The sequence below is a fragment of the Bradyrhizobium septentrionale genome (assembly GCF_011516645.4).
GTDB classification, from domain to species: Bacteria; Pseudomonadota; Alphaproteobacteria; order Rhizobiales; family Xanthobacteraceae; genus Bradyrhizobium; species Bradyrhizobium septentrionale.
The window spans coordinates 6,931,219-6,950,390 of record NZ_CP088285.1 but is presented as its reverse complement, the minus strand read 5'-3'; the positions used below and the strand labels follow the sequence as shown (position 1 = coordinate 6,950,390).

Sequence of the window (19,172 nt, the reverse complement as noted above, 5' to 3'; positions counted from 1 at the left end):
AGGAGGCGATGAAACAGTCGCCTCCGCCTGTCACCGCCAGCACCGTCAACTGGACCAGCTCGCAGCCGCCGCTGCTGCGGTTTCTGCACACGTGTTACGCAGACTTCCTCGCGGAGGCCGCCGGCGCGGTCGCCGATTACATCCCCGAGCTCGGCAAGGCCAACCCTGCCCATTTTGGCATCAGCCTCGCGACGCTCGACGGCCATGTCTACGAGGTCGGCGATACCAGGGTGCCCTTCACCATCCAGTCGATGTCAAAACCGTTCGTGTTCGCGCTGGCGCTGGACACGCTGGGCGCCGAGCGGGTGGAGAGCGTGATCGGGGTCGAGCCGTCGGGCGACCCCTTCAATTCGATCCGGCTCAATGCCGACAATCACCCGTTCAATGCGATGGTCAATGCCGGCGCGATCGCCTGCTCCGGCCTGCTCCACGCCGACAAGGGCGACGGTGCGTTCGACTTCATCCGCCAGGCGCTCGGCCGCTTCGCCGGCCGCGAGCTCGGCGTCGACGAGGCGGTCTACGCCTCCGAGAGCGCGACCGGCGACCGCAACCGGGCGATCGGCTATCTCTTGCGCACCAACAGCGTGATCACCGACAACGTGCCTGCGGTGCTCGACGTCTATTTCCGGCAATGCGCCATCCTGGTCACCGCGCGCGACACCGCCGTGATGGCGGCGACGCTTGCCAACCGCGGCATCAATCCACTGACCGAAGAGCAAGTGGTGACGCCCTACGCAATCGCGCGCACGCTCTCGGTGATGACCTCGTCGGGCATGTACGACTACGCCGGCGAATGGATCTACCGGGTCGGCATCCCCGCCAAGAGCGGCGTCGGCGGTGGCATTCTTGCGGCGCTGCCGGCCCGGCTCGGGCTCGGCAGCTACTCGCCGAAGCTCGACAAGCACGGCAACAGCGTGCGCGGCATCAAGGTATGCGAGGCACTGTCGTCGCATTACGACCTGCACATGCTGAACCGCAGCGACGACGCCCGCCACAGCATCATTGCCGACTACAATATCGGCAAGAACCCGTCGCGGCGGGTGCGCCGACCGCAGGAGCAGGAGATCCTGGCGAAGCACTTCCAAGAGGTGCGCGTGATCGAGCTGGTCGGCACGCTGTCGCTCTCCAATGTCGACTATGTCGCGCGCCGCCTCGGTGGCGGGCCGCGGCCGGAGTTCGTGATCTTCGATCTGCGCCGCGTCACCGCGACGACGCGCGCCGGCGCCCGGCTGGTCGCGGAAGCCTTCCAGGAACTGGCCGAGCTCGGCGTCACCGTGATCCTCTCAGGCATCAAGCGGACCTCGCGCGAATGGGCCACGATCAGCGAGTGGACCAACCGGCTCGGCAATATCAGGGATTTCTATTTGCTCGACACCGCGATCGAGTGGGCGGAGGACCAGATCGTCTACCGCTATGGCGGCTCGATCGACTTCCTCGAGACCACGGAGCTTGCCGAGCAGCCGCTGCTCGCCGGACTAAATGAGCAGGAGATTGCCGATCTTATCCCGCTCTGCACAGTCAGGACCTACCAGCCGAATGAGCAGATCATCGCTGCGGGCAGCGAGGCGACCTCACTGTTCTTCCTGCGCAGCGGCGTGGTCCACGTCACCCTGCCCGATGGCATCCGGCTGGCGACGCTGACCGCCGGCATGGCATTCGGCGAGATGGGACTGCTGGAGCCGAAGCGGATCGCGGACGTGGTCGCCGACATGTCGGCGACCACCTACGAAGTGACGATCAAGGATTTCGAGCGCTTCCGCGAGCAGCATCCGAGCGCCGGCGAACGGATCATGCGGAACCTCGCGGAGATCCTCGCCGACCGGCTGATCCTGGCGAATGCGAAGATCGATCTGCTGACGTCGGGCTAGGCTCTGCTTCCCCCTCTCCCCGTTCTTACGGGGAGAGGGTCGGGGTGAGGGGCTGCCTCCGCAAAATGACTACGCGTCGCACTCGCGGAGGCTCCCCCTCACCCGGACCGCATTCCGCTTCGCTGCATGCGTTCCGGCCTCTCCCCGCACGCGGGGCGAGGCGAAGAACTCCGCGCGGCGTGATCAGCTCACCACTTCCGTCACCGGCTGCATGTCGATCTCGAACGTCTCGAGAAACTTCGACGTCATGATGTAGAAGCCGACCGAGAGCTGCAGCTCGATCAACGCCGCCGGCGTCAGCATCGCCGCGATCGCCTTGAAGGTCGCGTCGGTCGGTTTCCTCAGCTTGACGATCTCGTCGGTGAAGGTGAGCGCCGCGCGCTGCACCTCGTCGAAGCAAGTCGCGGACTGCCAGTTGTCCAGCGCCGCATTCTGCTCGTCGGTGACGCCGACATTCTTGCCGATGCGCTTGTGCGCGACGATCTCGTAAGGCGCCTCGCAGAGAATGCCGGTGCGCGTGATCGCAAGCTCGCGCACGATCGGATCGAGTTCGCCCTTGTGCCGGATCGCGCCGCCGAGCCGGCAGTATTGTTCAAAGTAGCTCGGCGAATGCGCCATCATGCGAAAGATGTTGGCGTTGCGGTTCTTGTCGAGGATCTCACGGGTGCGCGGGCTTGCCTTCGCGGGATCGGAGTAGTCGATGCGGGCCATTTCCTAACCTTGATCTTGCTGTCGTTTCTGTCGGGTTCCAAAACACTAGAGCCTTTTCCGTTCCGATGAAATCGGAACGGGGCTCTAGATCCTTGTTTTGACGCGTTTTCTTCACGCGAACCGGTACCCACTCCGCTCGAAAACGCTCGGTACGGGCGGCCGTCGCAGGAGCAACACGCGCGAGTCAAATTGCCGCCGCATTCCGAGACAACCTTGTCACAGTCGATATTCGCTGAGTGGGGACTCATCAAAAGCGAATGCTCGACGCGGGGTGTTCCGAGTACAAAAATCTGGCCGTCTTGCGCTTTCTCAGCGCAACGATGAGTCACGCCCAAGTCTAGGGGAAACGCATGAAGGAAGCCACCAAGAGGGCGGCCTCGGAAGCGCTTGCGCAAATGCTGGCGGTGACGGCAATGCTCGTCATCGCCAGCTTTGTCTTTTATTGGCACTGAGGCATGATCCGGAAAAGTGTGTAGCGGTTTACCGAAGGATCATGCCCAAACATAGTATCGACGCAACTGGAGGGGCGCGAGCGAACCAATTCAGCCTGGTCTCGCGTTCTGATCGGATCGTTCAGCCCCTCATTTCGCCTTCGCGAAATACGGAACCAGCCGTCCCGCGAATTGCGTGAAGCGCGCGGAAACCTTGTCGCCGATGGCGAGGTCGTGGTCGCCATGGGCCATCATGCGAAAGCCCTCGTCGGCATCAACAAGCAGGATGTTGTAAGGCGCATGCGCCGGTGTCGCGGCACGGCAGACCAGCGAGGTCGCATACACCGTGCCTGCCCCGCCCGCGCGATGCTCGGCGAGATCGGACGCGCCGCACGCCGCGCAGAAGCTGCGGCGGAAATATTGCCGCGCGCCGCAGGCGTTGCAGCTCTGATAGACGATGGCTTCCGCGCCCTTGGTCCAGTCAGCGATCGGTCCGCTCATCGCACGCGCTCCAGGAACATGCTGACATGCGACGACAGCACGCCGCCGTCGCCGTGCAGCAGCGCGACCGAGGCGTCGCGCACCTGACGGTTTTCGGCGCGGCCGGTCATCTGCAGCTGGGTTTCGACCAGATGCGCCATCGCGCCGCCGACGCCGCAATGGCCGTAGCTAAGCAGGCCGCCATGGGTGTTGAGCGGCATCTCGCCATCCTGATCGAAATAGCCGGCGCGCACCCGCGCCGCCGCCTCGCCGCGCCCGGCAAGACCGAGATCCTCCAGCAGCATCGCGAGCGTGATCGTGAAGCTGTCGTAGATTGCCGCATAGCGAACGTCTGCAATCGCGATGCCCGACGCCTGCTTCGCCTTCGCGATCGAAATCTCCGCGCCAAGCTCGCTCAGCGCCGGCGCGGCGGTGACGTGCTGATGGGTGTGCGCCTGGGCGCAGCCGCGGACGCGGACCCGCCGCTCGCCGGTCGGCTCGCGGCTGATCACGCAGGCCGCACCGCCGTCGGACACCGGACAGCAGTCGAGCAGTTTGAGCGGCATCGCCACCGGCTTCGAGGCCATCACGTCGGCAACCGTAATCGGCTCGTGGAATTGCGCGCCGGGATGCGTCAGCGCGTGCTTGCGCATCAGCACCGCGAACTCGGCGAGGTCTTCTTGTGTGAGGCCATACTCATGCATGTAGCGGGTCGCGACCAGGCCGTAATAGGCCGGGATCGTCGGCCCCAGCGTCACCTCGTAGTCGGGATGCCCGACCTGGGCCAGCGCCTGGATCGAGGCGTCGCGGCTCTGCCCGGTCAGCCGGTTCTCGCCGCCGACCACCAGCACGTGTTTTGCAATGCCGGCTTCGACCAGGTGATGCGCCAGCATGGTCATCGCAAGTCCGGTGGCGCCGCCAACCTGCACGGCGTGGGCGTAAGCCGGCCGGATGCCGAAATGCTCGGCAAACACGGTCGCCAGCATGATGTGCGGCGAGACTGTGGAATAGCCGCAGAGGATGCCGTCGATCTCGGAGCGCTTCAGCCCGGCATCTGATATCGCAAGCTCGGCCGCCTTGCTCATCAGGTCGAGCGAGGATGAGCCCTCATGCTTGCCGTAGGATGTGAGGCCAACGCCGGTGACGAAGCTCATCTCTTAACCTCCCCTTGCAAAGGGGAGGTCGGCTTGCGCAAGCAAGCCGGGTGGGGATCCGTCTCCACCTCGCATGCTTTCGCCCGTGGCTGACCCCCACCCTGCCCTCCCCCTTTCAGCAGGAGGGAGAAGACCGCGATGTGTCTGCGCGAGCGCAACATCTCAATACGACTTCGGAAGGCCGAGCACCTTCTCGCCGATGAAGCTGAGGATCAGCTGCGGGCTGATCGGCGCGATGCGCGGGATCAGGGATTCCCGCAGATAACGCTCGACGTGATATTCCTTGGCGTAGCCGAAGCCGCCATGGGTCATCACCGCCTGCTCGCAGGCGTGGAAGCCGGCTTCCGCGGCGAGATATTTTGCCGCGTTCGCCGCGGGGCCGCACGGCAGGTTCTGGTCATATTGCCAGCCGGCGCGCAGCACCATCAGCCAGGCAGCCTCGAGCTCCATCCAGCACTTCGCCAGCGGATGCTGGATCCCCTGGTTCATGCCGATCGGGCGGTTGAACACGATGCGGCCCTTGGCATACTCCGACGCCCGCTTCAGCGCGATCTGGCCGAGGCCGACGGCTTCGGCCGCGATCAGGATGCGCTCGGGGTTCATGCCGTGCAGGATGTATTCAAAGCCGCGGCCCTCTTCGCCGATGCGGTCCTCGACCGGGATCTCGAAATTCTCGAAGAACAGCTCGTTGGAATCGACGGGCTTGCGGCCCATCTTCTCGATCTCGTGCACGGTGACGCGCTTGCGGTCGAAGTCTGTGTAGAACAGGCTCAGACCGTGGGTCGGGCTGCGCACTTCCTCCAGCGGCGTGGTGCGCGCGAGCAGCAGGATCTTGTTGGCGACCTGCGCGGTCGAGATCCACACCTTCTGGCCATTGACGATGTACTTGTCGCCCTGGCGCACCGCGCGGGTCTTGAGCTGCGTGGTGTTGAGGCCGGTGTTCGGCTCGGTCACCGCGAAGCAGGACTTGTCGCGGCCGTCGATGATCGGCGGCAGCATGCGCTGGCACTGCTCCCTGGTGCCGAACACCACCACCGGATTGAGCCCGAACACGTTCATGTGCACGGCCGAAGCGCCCGACATGCCGGCGCCTGACTCGGAAATCGCGCGCATCATGATCGCGGCATCGGTAATGCCGAGCCCGGAGCCGCCATATTCCTCGGGGATGCAGATGCCGAGCCAGCCGGCATCGGCCAGCGCGCGGTGGAAGTCAGAGGGATAGCCGCCCTCCTTGTCCTTCTTCAGCCAGTAGGCCTCGTCGAAGCGGCTGCAGATCTTTGCGACGGCATCGCGGATCGATTCCTGGTTGGCGGAGAGTGCGAAATCCATCTGTCCTGCTCCTAAGCCTGCACCGCTTTGGCCGCGCCGTCGTGCACCATCGCCGCGATCTCGTCGGTGGAGTAACCCGCCTCCCGCAAGATCTCCGCGCTGTGCTCGCCGAGCCGCGGTGCGAGCCGGCTCGGCTCCACCCTGGTCTCCGACCAGCGCGCCGACGGCGTCATGCTGCGGATACGGCCCTCGGTCGGATGATCGATCACGGGAAAGACGCCGGTCGCGACCATATGCGGGTCCTGCAACAGGCTCTCCAGATCGTGCATCGGCATCACCGGCACGTCGGCCTTCTCGAGGATCGCGTTCCACTCGGCGGTGGTCTTGGTCTGCAGGATGCGCGCGAGCTCGGCGTAGACCACATCGATATTGTTGGCACGGCCGGCGAAGGTCGCGAATTTCGGATCGCTGCGCAGATCGTCGCGGCCCGTCGCCTTGAAGAAGTTCTCCCACTGCTTGTCATTGTAGACGATCACGCAGATATAGCCGTCGAGCGTCTTGTACGGCCGTCGATCCGGCGACAGATGGCGGGCATAGCCGCCTTTGTCGAGCGGCGGATCGTAGGTCAGTCCGCCCATATGATCGCCCATGACGAAGCCGGCCATGGTCTCGAACATCGGAATGTCGACGCGCTGGCCCTGCCCGGTGCGGTCGCGATGCACGAGGCTGGCGCAGATCGCGCCGACCGCGGTGAGGCCGACGATGCGATCGACCAGCGCGTTCGGCACGTAGCGCGGCACGCCGTCGGAGGTCTGCGCCATCAGCGCCGGCAGCGCGGTGGCGCCCTGGATCAGATCGTCATAGGCGGGCTTGGCGGCATACGGCCCTTCCTGGCCGAAGCCGAACACGCCGGCATAGATCAGCCGCGGGTTGACCTTGGCGACGACGTCGTAGCCGAGCTGCAGCCGCGCCATCGCCTGCGGGCGCACATTGTAGACCAGCACGTCGGCCTTCGCGATCAGCCGCAGCACGGCCTCACGCCCCGCCGGCTTCTTCAGATCGAGGCAGACCGAGCGCTTGCTGCGGTTGGTATTGAGGAACACCGGCCCCATGCCGGGATGCCGCGTCGGACCGATCTGCCGCGTGACGTCGCCGTCGGGCGATTCCACCTTGATAACGTCGGCGCCGTAGTCGCCAAGCATCTGCGTGGCATAGGGTCCCATCAGCACGGTCGTCATGTCGACGACCTTGATACCCTGCAATGGTCCCATCGTCCTGTTCACTCCCGGATGTTCTGGTTACGGAGCTAGTAACGGGAGGTTTTTGCTGAGATCAAGCTGCGCCAGGCGTATGGGCGTATGCGTGGCGGCGGCCGGACCGTTTCCACGCAGCGGAACGGCAGGACAAACGAAGCGTGCCCACCGCCCCCAACGTCGGTTACTGCCCCGTCATCGCCTCGCGTGCTTTCAGGAGCTTTTCCAGTTCCGCATTCTGCTGCTCGAGGCGGTCGGCGATGCGCTCCTCGACTTCGGCGCCCGCAGCGCCTGCAGCCTGCTCGATCAGCTGCCTGATGTTGTCCCGGAGGATTGCGATGCGATTGTTCACTTCCGACAGTGACAGAGACGTCTCGATTCCCATGGTCCGTTCTCCCGGTGACAGGCGCAGCCAGCTTAGCGCGGCGGGAGGCGGCGGCCTATCCCTTAGCCCATCCCTTGGCCTATCCCTTTGGCCATCATCTCCCGCAGCGAGGTCTTCAGCACCTTGCCATAATTGTTCTTCGGCAGGGCATCGAGATAGACGTAGCGCTTCGGCCGCTTGAACCGGGCGATCGAGGCCAGGCAATGCGCGTCGAGCTTGCCGTCGTCGGCCGCGGCGCCGTCCTCCAGCACGACGCAGGCGACGACGATCTCGCCCCATTCCGGATCCGGCACACCGATGGCCGAGACCTCGCGGACGTCGGGATGGGTCAGCAGGGCTTCCTCGACCTCGCGCGGATAGATGTTGGTGCCGCCGGAGATGATCACGTCCTTGGAGCGGTCCGACAGCGTCAGGAAGCCGTCGGCATCGAGCCGGCCGACGTCGCCGGTGCGCAGCCAGCCGTCCTTCAGCGTCTCGGCATTGGCCTTCGGGTTGTTCCAGTAGCCGAGCATCACGGTTGCGCCCTTGACCTCGATCTCGCCGGTCTCGCCCGCCGGCAGCAGCTTGCCGTCCTTGTCGGTGATGCGCACGGTGACGACGCTCTGCGCCGTGCCGACCGAGGCCAGCCGTTCGAGATAGCGCGGATGGTCGCTCCGCCGGTGCCAGTCGCGCGACAGCGCCGTGATGGTCATCGGCGACTCACCCTGGCCATAGATCTGCACGAAGCGCTGGCCCATCGTCGCCATCGCGTCCAGGATGTCGGCGGTGTACATCGGCCCGCCGCCATAGATGATGGTGCGCAGCCCCTCGCCGTCCTCGCTGCGCTTCTTGGCGGCATCAACCAGCCTGCGCACCATGGTGGGCGCCGCGAACATCACGACGTTATCGAGCTGGCGGCCGAGGTTGAGCACCTCATCCGGATCGAAGCCGCCGGATTCCGGAACGACGTGGCGGCCGCCCATCCGGACATGCGGGAAATTGTAAAGGCCTGCGCCATGCGAGATCGGTGCGGCATAGAGCGAGGCGTCGTTCGGCGTCGCCGCATCGACGTCGGCGAGATAGCACAGCGACATCGCGACCAGATTGCCGTGGCTCAGCATCACGCCCTTGGGACGGCCTGTCGTGCCTGAGGTGTAGAACAGCCAAGCGAGGTCGTTGACCTCGCGCGACAGCGGCGCGGGCGCGCCCTCGCCGCTTCGCATCGCATTGTAGTCGTCGCTGTCGACCGACAGCATGGTCATGCCGGAGGGACAGTCGTCCTTCGCCTCGCTCAGGGCGCCGATCGTGTCGTCGGAGACGAAGGCGAGCTTCGCGCCGCCATTGCCGCAGATCCACGCCGCCTCGCGGCCGTGGAGTTTTGCGTTGACCGGGATCGCCGCGGCGCCGATCCACCAGATACCGTAGAGGCATTCGAGATATTGCGTGCAGTTCGTCGCAAACAACGCGACGCGGTCGCCGGCGGCAATGCCGTTATCGCGCGCCAGCGCCGCGCCGATCGAGGCGGCGCGGCGGGCAAAGGTTGCGTAGTCGGCGTCGAGATCGAAGCCGGTCAGCAGCGCCGGCGCGTCGGGACGCGCCCGCGCCGTCGCCGCCAGCCATTCGGCTATGTTCATCGCGGTAGCCCAAGCAAACTGTCATGCCCGGGCTTGACCCGGGCATCCACGTCTTTGGCGCCACACAACGAAGAAAGACGTGGATGGCCGGGTCAAGCCCGGCCATGACGAATGGAGAAAATCTCGCTCACTTCGCCGGCTCGAGGATCGAGACGTAATTGGCGACCGCGGCGCCGCCCATGTTGAAGATGCCGCCGATCTGCGGGTTCTTGAGCTGCATGCCCTCGGGCGCCTGCCCCGTGAGCTGCATTGCGCTCATGACATGCATGGAGACGCCGGTGGCGCCGATCGGATGGCCCTTGGCCTTGAGGCCGCCGGAAGGATTGACCGGCAGCTTGCCGTCCTTCTGGGTCCAGCCTTCCATGATCGCGCGCGCACCCTGGCCCTTCGGCGTCAGGCCCATCGCTTCATATTCGATCAGCTCGGCGACGGTGAAGCAGTCATGGGTTTCGACGAAGGAGAGATCGGAGAGCTGCAGGCCGGCCTTCTGCAGCGCGCGCTGCCAAGCGGTGGTGCAGCCTTCGAACTGCAGGATGTCGCGCTTGGACATCGGCAGGAAATCCTGCGCATGCGCGGTGGCGCGGATATTCACCGCCTTGCCCATGGTCTTGGCGGTCTCGGCATCGGTCAGCACCAGCGCGGCGGCGCCGTCGGAGACCAGCGAGCAGTCGGTGCGCTTCAACGGGCCCGCGACGAACGGGTTCTTGTCGCTCTCGGCGCGGCAGAACTCGAACCCGAAATCCTTGCGCATCTGCGCATAGGGATTGGCGACGCCGTTCTTGTGGTTCTTGGCGGCGATCATCGCCAGCGCGTCCGACTGGTCGCCATACTTCTGGAAATAGGCCTGCGCGATCTTGCCGAACACGCCGGCGAAGCCGCCGACCGTGTCGCCATCCTCGGGCAGATACGACGCCTTCAAGAGGTTCTTGCCGATCTCCGGACCCGGCGTCCGCGTCATCTGCTCGACGCCGACCACCAGAACGACCTTCGCAGCGCCGGCTTCGATGGCGCGAATGCCCTGATGCACGGCGGCCGAGCCCGTGGCGCAGGCATTCTCGACGCGGGTGGTCGGCTTGAAGCGCAGCGCCGGATTGGCCTGCAGCACCAGCGAGGCCGTGAAATCCTGCGGCGAGAAGCCGGCGTTGAAATGGCCGAGCATGATCTCGTCGACGTCGGACGCAGCAATGCCGGCATCGGCGAGCGCCTCGTTGGCGACCTTGACGACGAGGCTCTCGACGGTCTCGGCGTCGAACTTTCCGAATGGCGTATGCGCCCAACCCACGATGCTGGCTGTCATGGCCGTATCTCCCTGTTCCTGTTCAGGGAGTTATGTAGCGTATCTTCAGGCGGCTTTCAGCGTTTTCATCGCCTTCGCGCACATGGCGGTTATGCCGGCCCAATTGCCGGCGCGGATATCGGAGGCCGGGCACAGCCAGGAGCCGCCGACGGCCAGCACATTGGGCTCGGCTAGCCAGGTCGCCGCATTGGCCTCGCCAATACCGCCGGTCGGACAGACCCTCACATGCGGGAATGGACCGGCCAGAGCACGCAGTGCCTTGATACCGCCGGCCTGCTCGGCGGGGAAGAATTTGACGACGTCGAAGCCTTGCGCCAGCGCCTGCATCAGCTCGGACGCGGTCGCAATCCCCGGTGCGAAGGGCAGCCGGCTGGCAGCAGCCGCCTTCAGAAGCTCGGGCGTAGCGCCGGGGCTGATGCCGAATTTGGCGCCGAGCGCTTCGGCGCGCGCCAGATCGTCGCCGTTGAGGATCGTGCCGATCCCGACGATCGAGTCGGGCACCTCGGCGATGATGGCCCTGGCCGCATCGACCGCGACCGGCGTGCGCAGCGTCACCTCGAGCGTCCGCACGCCGCCGGCGACCAGCGCCCTGGCGAGCGGCACTGCGTCTGCGAGCCGCTCGATGGTCAGCACCGGGATCACGGTGGCCTGGCGGATCAGTTCGGCGATCCGGTCCTGCTTTGATGTCGTTGTCATTGCGAGGCCTTGCGGGATGGTGGGGGACGAGGCGCCTTCTTCGGCGGCATGGCGTAACGCGGAATGATCGCACCGGGATAGCACACCACGACGCCGGCCAGCCGATGGCCAGCGCGCGCCGCCTCCTCCGGTTCGGCACCGCCGAGCCGCGCGGCGAGATAGGCCGCGGCAAAACTGTCGCCGGCCGCGGTGGTATCGACCACCGGCTTTGGCAGCGGCTCCGCCCTCACCTCGCGCGTGCCGCCGGCAGAGCGCACGATGCAGGCAGGTTCGGCGAGCTTCAGCACGACCTCCGGGCTCGAGATGCCCGCCAGCAGCGCCGTGTTGCTCTCGCCGGGATAAAGCGGCGCCAGATCTTCCGTCGAGGCGAGCACGATATCGGCGGTCTCGAAGGCGCTGCTGAAGGCTTTTCGCGCGATGGTCAGGTCCGGCCAGCCGCGGGCGCGGAAATTGGTGTCGAACGCAAAGCGTGTGCCCAGCAATCGCGCGCGCCTGAGCGCCGCCATCAGCCGCTCCCGGCCGTCCTCGCGCAGGATCGAGAGCGTGATCGCCGAGAGATAGACGACGTCATAGGTCGCCAGCGAGTTCAGCAGGTCGTCCGTCTCGGGAAGATCCATCAGCTCGCGCGCGGCGGCGCTGTCGCGCCAGTGGAAGAAGCGCCGCTCGCCCTTGTCGTCGGTCTGGATCAGATAGAGCCCCGGCAGCTTGCCCGCCAATCGCGCGACATGCTTGGTGCCGATGCCTTCGCTCGCCCAGCCGGCGATCATCTCATCGCTCAGCGCGTCATCGCCGAGCGCCGTGATGTAATCGATGTGGATGCCGAGCCGCGACAGATAGACGGCGGTGTTGAGCGTGTCACCGCCGTAGAAGCGCGAATACAGACCGCCGATCTGGCCGCCCGGGGCCTGACGCAGCTCGATCATGCATTCGCCGATGCTGGCAACCCTGGTCATCTCGAGAGCCGCGCTCGCCCGGACGTCGCTCAGGCGGCGAACTTGCCGCCGAGCTCGTCCTCGATGTGGATACGGATGATATCGTCGAACGTCTTCTCGGCGGTGGTGAAGCCGAGCTTCAGAGCGCGGTCGGTGACGAAATCGCGCGGCCAGCCGGAAACGATGCCGATGATGGTCGGATCGGGCACCCGCTTGATGCGCGCGGTGACGTTCTTGCCGGCGACGCGCTCGAGCGACGCGATCTGCTCACCGACGGTCACGGACATCCCGGGCATGCTGAGATTGCGCCGCGGCCCGACCGCATTGAGGTCCATGGTGCCGGCATGGACCAGGAAGCCGACCGCCGATTTCGGCGAGGCGTGCCAGTGCCGGACGTCCTCGGAGACCGGCAGGACCGCCTCCTCGCCCGCCAGCGGTTCACGGATGATGTTGGAGAAGAAGCCGGACGCTGCCTTGTTCGGCTTGCCCGGACGCACACAGATCGTCGGCAGACGGATCGAGATCCCGTCGAGCAGGCCCTTGCGGGTGTAGTCGTTGATCAGGAGCTCGCAGATCGACTTCTGCGTGCCGTAGCTCGTCAGTGGCGTGTGGAAGAACTCGTCGCCGATCTTCTCGGGGAACGGCGCGCCGAACACCGCGATCGAGGACGTGAACACCAGCCGCGGCTTGTAGCCGCCGCCGACTGCACGGATTGCGTCGATCAGATAGCGGGTGCCGTCGAGATTGATCCGGTAGCCCTTGTCGAACTCGGCCTCAGCCTCGCCGGAGACGATTGCAGCAAGGTGGAAGATCACGTCGGGCCGCTCGGCGATCAGCGGCGCCGCAGCGCCGGCGTCGGCGAAATCGGAGGCGACGACATTGACCGGGATCGCGGCATTCGCGGGCTTGGCCGGCGCGACCACGTCCTGCAGCGTCATCCCAGTGATGTCCTGCTTGCCGAGGCGTCCCTCGCGCAGCAGACGCTCGGTCAGCTTGCGGCCGACCATGCCGGCGGCGCCCAGAATCAGAATGTGCACGACCCTGCTCTCCTTTTCTTGTCTCGTCTTCTTGGCTTGTTCTTCGAATTCAGATGCGGGCCTTGCACGCTCATTCCTTTACGGCGCCCGTCATCGCCGAGACATAATGCTCGACGAAGAAGGCGTAAAGAATAACCAGCGGCAGCGAGCCGCATAGCGCCCCTGCCATCAGCGAACCCCACCGATAGATGTCGCCGTCAACGAATTCGTTGACGATCGCGACCGGCACCGTCTTGTTCGGGGTCGATTGCAGGAACGTCAGCGCGTAGATGAACTCGTTCCAGCACAGCGTAAAGCAGAAGATGAAGGCCGAGATCAGGCCGGGGATCGCGAGCGGCAGCACGATCTTGATCAGGATCTGCCAGCGGCTGGCGCCGTCGATCAGTGCGCACTCCTCGAGCTCGAACGGGATGGTCTTGAAATAGCCCATCAACAGCCAGGTCGAGAACGGGATCAGGATCGTCGGATAGGTCAGGATCAGCGCCATCGGCGAGTCGAACAGGCCGTACTGGAACACGACGGTGGCAAGTGGAATGAACAGGATCGACGGCGGCACCAGATAGGCCAGGAAGATCAGGCCACCGACGAGGTTGGCGCCCTTGTAGCGCAGCCGCACGATCGCATAGGCCGCGAGCACGCTCGCGACGATCGACAGCACGGTGGCGCCGATCGCCACATACATCGTGTTCCAGAGCCAGTGCGGATAGTAGCTCTCGAACAGCAGCTTGTGGATGTGCTTGAAGGTCGGATTCCAGGTCCAGAACGGATTGTATTTGTCGAGGTCGAGCAGCTGGTCGTCCGGCTTGATGGCGGTCAGCCCCATCCAGTAGAACGGGAACAGCAGGATGATGACGATGATCGACAGCGGGATATAGAGCGTCACGATCCGCCGTGGCACCGACTGCAGGTAGCTCATGCCCTCGCTGTTGTCGACGCGCGCCGACGTCGACAGGATCGACTTGAGATCGACCTTTTGGGCGGGAAGATCAGTCATGACGCCCTCTCTTGTCCCGCGCGCGGTGCATCGCGCAGCGGTGCACCGTAGATGCGGGACCCATTGTCTTGGTGGAGTGGACCTGTGGGTCCCGGTTCAGCAGCGCGTCATTGCATGCCGCGCTGCGCCCGGGACGCGAGAGCGCGCGCGGCGCCTGCGCCATCAGCGCAAACAAATGAGCGAGACGGCAGAGATCAATCATTGCTCTCTCCCTGCTGCCACTTCCTGCGCTGCAAGCCGAACCAGGACACCATGATCGCGGCGAGCAGGAACGGGATCATCGCGCTCGAGATCGCAGCGCCCTCGCCCAATTGCCCCGCGATGATCGCGCGCTGGTAGGACAGCGTCGCCATCAGATGGGTGGCGTTGACCGGGCCGCCGCGGGTCATCGCCCAGATCAGCTGGAAATCGGTGAAGGTGAACAGCACCGAGAACGTCATCACGACAGCGATGATCGGCGTCAGCAAGGGATAGGTGATGAAGCGGAACATCTGCCAGCGCGACGCGCCGTCGAGCGTCGCCGCCTCGTAGAGCGAAGGCTGCACGGTCTGCAGTCCGGCCAGCAGCGTGATCGCGACGAACGGCACGCCGCGCCAGATATTGGCGAAGATCACGCAGATGCGGGCCCAGGTGGTGTCGCCGAGGAAATTGATGTTCTGGGTGATCACGCCGAGATGCTTCAGCGACCAGGAGATGATCGAGAACTGGGAATCGAAGATCCACCAGAACGCCAGCGCCGACAGCACCGTCGGCACGATGAAGGGGATCAGCACGGCAGCGCGCAGCAGCGCCTTGAACGGCATCCGCTCATTGAGCAGCAGCGCCAGATAGAGCCCGACCGCGAACTTGATGGCGCTCGCCACGAAGGTGTAGAGCAGCGTGTTGAACACCGACAGCCAGAAGATGGAATCGTCCCACAGCCATTCATAGTTCTCGGTGCCGACGAAATGACCGACGCGGCCGATCCGCGTGTCGGTAAACGACAGCCAGATGCCGAGCCCCAGCGGATAAGCCAGGAAGAAGATCAGGAAGGCCAGCGCCGGCAACATGAACCAGAAGCCGAGCCAGTTCTTGTTGTGGCGGAGCTGATCCCAGGTGGTCGCTTCGCGGATTTCCGTCTTCGCACGTCGCGGTGCAAGGGCAATGTCAGCCATAGGCGATGTCCCGATTGCTCAAAGGATTGAGCATGACCACGCAAACTTCCAATGATGGCATTCCAGCGATGGCGCGAGCGGCGGCCGTCCGCCGCCCGCGGACATCACATCAGCGATAGATGCGCTTCAACTGCCGCTCGGCTTCCGCCATCGCGGTCTTGCCGTCCTTGGCGCCGGTGCAGTAGTTCGCGAACATGTCGACCACGATGAAATCGGCGATCGCGGTCGCTGCCTTCTCGCCGGGCGTGCCGATGCCGGAAGCCGGCAGCGCGCGCTTGGAGGCCTGGCCGAACACGGCATTCTTCGGATCGGCGGTCCACACCGGAGCCGAGTCGTAGGCATTCAGCGTCTGGGTGAGATAGCCCCGCGCGCCCGACAGCCACTTCTCGAAATTCTCCTTCTCCAGCATAAAAGCGATGAACGCCTTCGCCGCGTTCGGATATTTGGTGAAGTTGAACGCCAGGATCGGAACAGCAAGCTGCAATTCGGCCGGCTTGCCGATCGGGCCGACCGGCCACAGCGCGTGGTCGATATCCTCGGCGAGTTCCTTCTTGCTCGGATCGTCTTTCGCCGCGACATAGACCGAGATGCCGTTCCCGGTCAGGAACAATTCGCCCGACAGGAACGCCTTGTTGTTGGACGAATCGTTCCACGATGCCACACCGGGAATGAAGGTCTCCGACAGGGCCTTGGCGTAGTCCAGCGCCTTCATCGTTTCCGGCGAGTTGATGATGACCTTGTCATCCTTGTCGACGGTCCAGGCGTTGTGACCCCAGAGCACATTGTGCAGCCAGAGGTTGGCGTCGCCGGTGGCGTGTCCAAGCGCGAAGCCGGCCGGCGTGTTGTTCTTCTTCAGCGCCTTGCACAGTTCGAGATAGGCCGGGAAGTCGGACGGCACCTGCTTGAAGCCCGCCTTCTCGACCGCCGACTTGCGATAGGTCAGGTAACCGCCGATGGTTGCGACGGGAATGCCGAGCCAGTCATCGCCTTGCTTGCAGGTTTTCGCGGCAGCGTCGGTCCAGCCGCCGTATTTCTTGCCGAGATAGTCGGCAACGTCGTTCATCTTCAGCACTTTGGTCGGGAACAGCTGCGGCAGCGTGTGCAGGCCCCAGGCGAGGTCGAGACCGGAGCCGGTGTTGGCGGCAACCGACGCCTTTGGCTGCACGTCCTCGAAGGACTCGCTGAACACGTTCATCTCGGTGCCGGTCGCCGTCTTGAACGCCGCGACCATGGCGTTGAACGCATCATCTTCCGCAGGCACGAAGCGCTTCCAGCGCATCACGGTGAGCTTGGCGCCGGGCTCCGCCTTCCAGGGCGCGCTCTGCGCCCAGGCCTTGGCGAAGTCAAACAGCGCCGGCCCGGTGAGCATGCCGGTTGCAGCCAGCGCGGTGCCGCCCTGAAGTAGCGAGCGGCGAGTCAAATCGTGCATCGTTCTTCCTCCCAAATGATTTGTGTTTTTCTTGTTTTTGATCTGGCCTGTTGGTCGGCCATTCCGATCAATCGGTCCGTCAGCTATTCAGTCGTTTCCCCGTCGAATCGTCGAACAGATGAACCAGCGCCGGATCCGGCTTGAGCCGAACCTTGTCGCCGGGATTGAACTGATGGCGCTCGCGGAACACCGCGACGACCTGCTCGCCGCCGAGCTTGGCGAACACCTGGGTCTCCGAGCCGGTCGGCTCGACCACCACGATCTCGGCCTCGGCGCCGTCATCGGCGATGGTGAAATGCTCGGGCCGCACGCCGTAGACCGCGGGCTGGCCGTCCGAATTGGCCGGCGCCGATTTCAGCGGCAGCTTGACGCCGTTCGGCCCCTCGAAATAGGCGGCGCCGTTCACCTTGACCTTGCCCTTGAGGAAATTCATCGCGGGCGAGCCGATGAAGCCGGCCACGAACTGGTTCTCCGGCTTGTCGTAGAGCTCGAGCGGCGAGCCCATCTGCTCGACGATGCCGTCATGCATCACCACGATCTTGTCGGCCATGGTCATGGCCTCGATCTGGTCGTGGGTGACGTAGACCGTCGTGGTCTTCAGCCGCTGATGCAGCTCCTTGATCTCGGTGCGCATGGCGACGCGCAGCTTGGCGTCGAGGTTCGACAGCGGTTCGTCGAACAGGAACACCTGCGGATCGCGCACGATGGCGCGGCCCATCGCGACGCGCTGGCGCTGGCCGCCGGAGAGCTGGCGGGGATAGCGCTCGAGCAGCGGCGTCAGGGCGAGGATCTCCGCGGCGCGCTTGACCCCGCCCGAGATTTCCGCGGCCTTGGCGCCGCGCAGCTTCAGCGAGAAGCCCATGTTGTCGGCAACGGTCATGTGCGGATAGAGCGCGTAGTTCTGGAACACCATCGCAATGTCGCGCTCCTTGGGCTGGACATTGTTGACGACGCGGTCGCCGATCGAGATCGTGCCCGAGGTGATGTTCTCAAGCCCCGCCAGCATGCGCAGCAGGGTCGACTTGCCGCAGCCGGAAGGGCCGACCAGAACGACGAACTCGCCGTCCTCGATCGGGATCGACACGCCGTGCAGGACCTCAAAATTGCCGAACGATTTCCGCACGTCGCGAATCTGGACCGACGACATCCACTTCCCTCCCTCAAGTTCCCGACGACGTACGACGAGTGCCGCCACCGCTCTGTTTTGTTCCGGCCGCGCTGGGTGCGCGGCTCTGTTGGACTGACGTTATTGTCCGCAGTTTATCCGATTTTGGCAATCGTTCGATTAGCAATCGCTTGGTAGCGCTGTCAATATCAGTTTGTCTGCGACGAACGTCGTGATATGAGCGGCAAATGGCCCGAAAGCGCATCACGCCAGGCAAGATCCGGCTCGCGGAAGTCGCGAAGCTCGCCGGTGTCAGCCCGATTACGGCCTCACGCTTCTTCAGGAATCCGGAAGCCCTCTCGCTCGGCAGGCGCGCCCGGGTCGAGAGTGCGGCAAAAGAACTCGGTTATGTGCCCAATCTCGCGGCACGCGCGCTCGCATCGCAGCGCACCGAGGTGATCGGTGTCCTGATCCCGTCGCTGACCAACAATGTGTTCTCCGACGTGCTGCGCGGCATCTATGACGCACTCGACGGCAGCCGCTACAGCATACAGCTCGCCAACACCCGCTACAGCATCCTGCAGGAAGAGCGCCTGCTGCGTCTATTTCTGGCACAGAAGCCGGCAGGGCTCATCATCACAGGCATCAATCAGACCGCTGATTCCCGAAGCATCATGGAAACGGTCGATTGCCCGATCGTGCAGATCATGGAGGTCGGCCCTGCCCCGATCGACATGATGATCGGATTCTCGCATTTTGACGCGGCAAAAGCCGCGATCGCCCATCTTCTCGCGCAGGGCTACCGGCGGATCGGCTTCCTCGGCGCGCGGATGGATCCACGGGTGCAGCGCCGGCTCGACGGCTATCGCGCCGCGATGACCGAGGCTGGGCTGTTCGATCCACAGCTGATCGTCACCACGGCGATTCCGACCTCGGTCACGCTCGGCGGCACGCTGTTTGCCGACCTGCTTGCCAAGGCGCCTGATATCGACGCGGTGTTCTGCGTCAATGACGACCTTGCGCTGGGCGCGCTGTTCGAATGCAAGCGCCGTCACGTGGCGGTGCCGGAGCAGATGGCGATCGTCGGCTTCAACGACCTCGAATTCATGGCGTCGAGCGAGCCTACGCTGAGCAGCGTGCGCACCAATCGCTACGAAATGGGCAGAAGCGCTGCCATGATGGTGATCGAGACGCTGGAAGGACGCCGCCCCGCCGAGCCGGTCGTCGATCTCGGCTTCAGTGTCATGGAACGGCAAAGCTCGGCGCGACGCACCTGACATCCACCCGTCAACAGCCCGTCACAAGGGAAGCAAAAATGACAAAATGGTAGCGCAACCAAGAGCCTTCAACTAAGGTCCAATCCA

The 19,172-nt window shown here is 64.5% G+C and carries 18 protein-coding genes; 2 read left to right on the top strand and 16 right to left on the bottom strand.

What is annotated here, in order from left to right:
* Positions 1-8 precede the first annotated feature (8 nt).
* The gene (glsA, locus tag HAP48_RS34615) at positions 9-1,868 is read left to right on the top strand and encodes a glutaminase A (protein WP_166204291.1); all 1,860 of its coding nucleotides are present in this window, start codon (positions 9-11) and stop codon (positions 1,866-1,868) included.
* 183 nt (positions 1,869-2,051) lie between these two features.
* Here the strand turns inward: glsA and HAP48_RS34610 are convergent, their stop codons facing one another.
* The 16 genes from HAP48_RS34610 to HAP48_RS34535 all read right to left on the bottom strand — a co-directional run bounded on the left by HAP48_RS34610 (position 2,052) and on the right by HAP48_RS34535 (position 17,850).
* Positions 2,052-2,579, bottom strand: coding sequence for a carboxymuconolactone decarboxylase family protein (locus tag HAP48_RS34610; RefSeq protein WP_166204290.1), 528 nt, complete (start codon positions 2,577-2,579; stop codon positions 2,052-2,054).
* Between the two features lie 581 nt (positions 2,580-3,160).
* Positions 3,161-3,511, bottom strand: a complete 351-nt coding sequence (locus HAP48_RS34605; RefSeq protein ID WP_166204289.1) for a Zn-ribbon domain-containing OB-fold protein — start codon at positions 3,509-3,511, stop codon at positions 3,161-3,163.
* Positions 3,508-4,644 (bottom strand): thiolase family protein, encoded by a 1,137-nt coding sequence (locus tag HAP48_RS34600; protein WP_166204288.1) that lies wholly within the window; start codon positions 4,642-4,644, stop codon positions 3,508-3,510. Before HAP48_RS34600 ends, HAP48_RS34605 begins: the two co-directional genes overlap by 4 nt.
* 162 nt (positions 4,645-4,806) lie before the next feature.
* Entirely contained in the window at positions 4,807-5,973 is a 1,167-nt protein-coding gene (locus tag HAP48_RS34595) for an acyl-CoA dehydrogenase family protein (protein WP_166204287.1), read from the bottom strand.
* An 11-nt stretch (positions 5,974-5,984) separates the two neighbouring features.
* Positions 5,985-7,184, bottom strand: coding sequence for a CaiB/BaiF CoA transferase family protein (locus tag HAP48_RS34590; RefSeq protein WP_166204286.1), 1,200 nt, complete (start codon positions 7,182-7,184; stop codon positions 5,985-5,987).
* Between the two features lie 166 nt (positions 7,185-7,350).
* Positions 7,351-7,551 (bottom strand): hypothetical protein, encoded by a 201-nt coding sequence (locus HAP48_RS34585; RefSeq protein WP_029078642.1) that lies wholly within the window; start codon positions 7,549-7,551, stop codon positions 7,351-7,353.
* A gap of 62 nt (positions 7,552-7,613) precedes the next feature.
* Entirely contained in the window at positions 7,614-9,164 is a 1,551-nt protein-coding gene (locus tag HAP48_RS34580) for a class I adenylate-forming enzyme family protein (RefSeq protein ID WP_166204285.1), read from the bottom strand.
* Positions 9,165-9,291: 127 nt separating this feature from the next.
* The gene (locus HAP48_RS34575) at positions 9,292-10,461 is read right to left on the bottom strand and encodes an acetyl-CoA acetyltransferase (RefSeq protein ID WP_166204284.1); all 1,170 of its coding nucleotides are present in this window, start codon (positions 10,459-10,461) and stop codon (positions 9,292-9,294) included.
* Positions 10,462-10,506: 45 nt separating this feature from the next.
* The gene (gene eda / locus HAP48_RS34570) at positions 10,507-11,157 is read right to left on the bottom strand and encodes a bifunctional 4-hydroxy-2-oxoglutarate aldolase/2-dehydro-3-deoxy-phosphogluconate aldolase (protein ID WP_166204283.1); all 651 of its coding nucleotides are present in this window, start codon (positions 11,155-11,157) and stop codon (positions 10,507-10,509) included.
* Positions 11,154-12,110 carry a sugar kinase gene (locus tag HAP48_RS34565; RefSeq protein WP_166204282.1) on the bottom strand — a complete coding sequence of 319 codons (957 nt, stop codon included), beginning with the start codon at positions 12,108-12,110 and terminating at the stop codon, positions 11,154-11,156. Before HAP48_RS34565 ends, eda begins: the two co-directional genes overlap by 4 nt.
* A 29-nt stretch (positions 12,111-12,139) precedes the next feature.
* Positions 12,140-13,126 (bottom strand): D-erythronate dehydrogenase, encoded by a 987-nt coding sequence (gene denD / locus HAP48_RS34560; RefSeq protein ID WP_166204281.1) that lies wholly within the window; start codon positions 13,124-13,126, stop codon positions 12,140-12,142.
* Positions 13,127-13,196: 70 nt separating this feature from the next.
* A complete protein-coding gene (locus tag HAP48_RS34555; RefSeq protein ID WP_166204280.1) occupies positions 13,197-14,120 on the bottom strand; it encodes a carbohydrate ABC transporter permease in 924 nt (307 codons plus the stop codon).
* Positions 14,113-14,322, bottom strand: a complete 210-nt coding sequence (locus HAP48_RS34550) for a hypothetical protein (RefSeq protein WP_166204279.1) — start codon at positions 14,320-14,322, stop codon at positions 14,113-14,115. The genes HAP48_RS34555 and HAP48_RS34550 overlap by 8 nt, the downstream gene beginning before the upstream one ends.
* On the bottom strand, positions 14,315-15,274 hold the full coding sequence (locus tag HAP48_RS34545) for a carbohydrate ABC transporter permease (protein ID WP_166204278.1): 960 nt from the start codon (positions 15,272-15,274) through the stop codon (positions 14,315-14,317). The genes HAP48_RS34550 and HAP48_RS34545 overlap by 8 nt, the downstream gene beginning before the upstream one ends.
* Before the next feature lie 109 nt (positions 15,275-15,383).
* Positions 15,384-16,703: an ABC transporter substrate-binding protein gene (locus HAP48_RS34540; RefSeq protein ID WP_166204277.1), complete on the bottom strand. Its 1,320-nt coding sequence runs from the start codon at positions 16,701-16,703 to the stop codon at positions 15,384-15,386.
* 79 nt (positions 16,704-16,782) lie between these two features.
* Entirely contained in the window at positions 16,783-17,850 is a 1,068-nt protein-coding gene (locus tag HAP48_RS34535) for an ABC transporter ATP-binding protein (RefSeq protein ID WP_166204276.1), read from the bottom strand.
* A 206-nt stretch (positions 17,851-18,056) separates the two neighbouring features.
* Between HAP48_RS34535 and gntR the strand changes: the two genes are divergently transcribed.
* Positions 18,057-19,085: an HTH-type transcriptional regulator GntR gene (gene gntR, locus HAP48_RS34530; protein WP_166204275.1), complete on the top strand. Its 1,029-nt coding sequence runs from the start codon at positions 18,057-18,059 to the stop codon at positions 19,083-19,085.
* Positions 19,086-19,172: the final 87 nt, after the last annotated feature.

Excerpts from the sequence above, each read along its gene's own strand:
- glsA (WP_166204291.1), top strand. The coding sequence starts at position 9 with ATGAAACAGTCGCCTCCGCCTGTCACCGCCAGCACCGTCAACTGGACC.
- HAP48_RS34585 (WP_029078642.1), bottom strand. The coding sequence starts at position 7,551 with ATGGGAATCGAGACGTCTCTGTCACTGTCGGAAGTGAACAATCGCATC.
- HAP48_RS34535 (WP_166204276.1), bottom strand. The coding sequence starts at position 17,850 with ATGTCGTCGGTCCAGATTCGCGACGTGCGGAAATCGTTCGGCAATTTT.
- HAP48_RS34575 (WP_166204284.1), bottom strand. The coding sequence starts at position 10,461 with ATGACAGCCAGCATCGTGGGTTGGGCGCATACGCCATTCGGAAAGTTC.
- HAP48_RS34595 (WP_166204287.1), bottom strand. The coding sequence starts at position 5,973 with ATGGATTTCGCACTCTCCGCCAACCAGGAATCGATCCGCGATGCCGTC.
- gntR (WP_166204275.1), top strand. The coding sequence starts at position 18,057 with ATGGCCCGAAAGCGCATCACGCCAGGCAAGATCCGGCTCGCGGAAGTC.
- HAP48_RS34565 (WP_166204282.1), bottom strand. The coding sequence starts at position 12,110 with ATGACCAGGGTTGCCAGCATCGGCGAATGCATGATCGAGCTGCGTCAG.
- HAP48_RS34600 (WP_166204288.1), bottom strand. The coding sequence starts at position 4,644 with ATGAGCTTCGTCACCGGCGTTGGCCTCACATCCTACGGCAAGCATGAG.
- HAP48_RS34590 (WP_166204286.1), bottom strand. The coding sequence starts at position 7,184 with ATGGGACCATTGCAGGGTATCAAGGTCGTCGACATGACGACCGTGCTG.
- HAP48_RS34580 (WP_166204285.1), bottom strand. The coding sequence starts at position 9,164 with ATGAACATAGCCGAATGGCTGGCGGCGACGGCGCGGGCGCGTCCCGAC.
- eda (WP_166204283.1), bottom strand. The coding sequence starts at position 11,157 with ATGACAACGACATCAAAGCAGGACCGGATCGCCGAACTGATCCGCCAG.
- HAP48_RS34605 (WP_166204289.1), bottom strand. The coding sequence starts at position 3,511 with ATGAGCGGACCGATCGCTGACTGGACCAAGGGCGCGGAAGCCATCGTC.
- HAP48_RS34610 (WP_166204290.1), bottom strand. The coding sequence starts at position 2,579 with ATGGCCCGCATCGACTACTCCGATCCCGCGAAGGCAAGCCCGCGCACC.
- HAP48_RS34550 (WP_166204279.1), bottom strand. The coding sequence starts at position 14,322 with ATGATTGATCTCTGCCGTCTCGCTCATTTGTTTGCGCTGATGGCGCAG.
- HAP48_RS34555 (WP_166204280.1), bottom strand. The coding sequence starts at position 14,120 with ATGACTGATCTTCCCGCCCAAAAGGTCGATCTCAAGTCGATCCTGTCG.
- HAP48_RS34545 (WP_166204278.1), bottom strand. The coding sequence starts at position 15,274 with ATGGCTGACATTGCCCTTGCACCGCGACGTGCGAAGACGGAAATCCGC.
- HAP48_RS34540 (WP_166204277.1), bottom strand. The coding sequence starts at position 16,703 with ATGCACGATTTGACTCGCCGCTCGCTACTTCAGGGCGGCACCGCGCTG.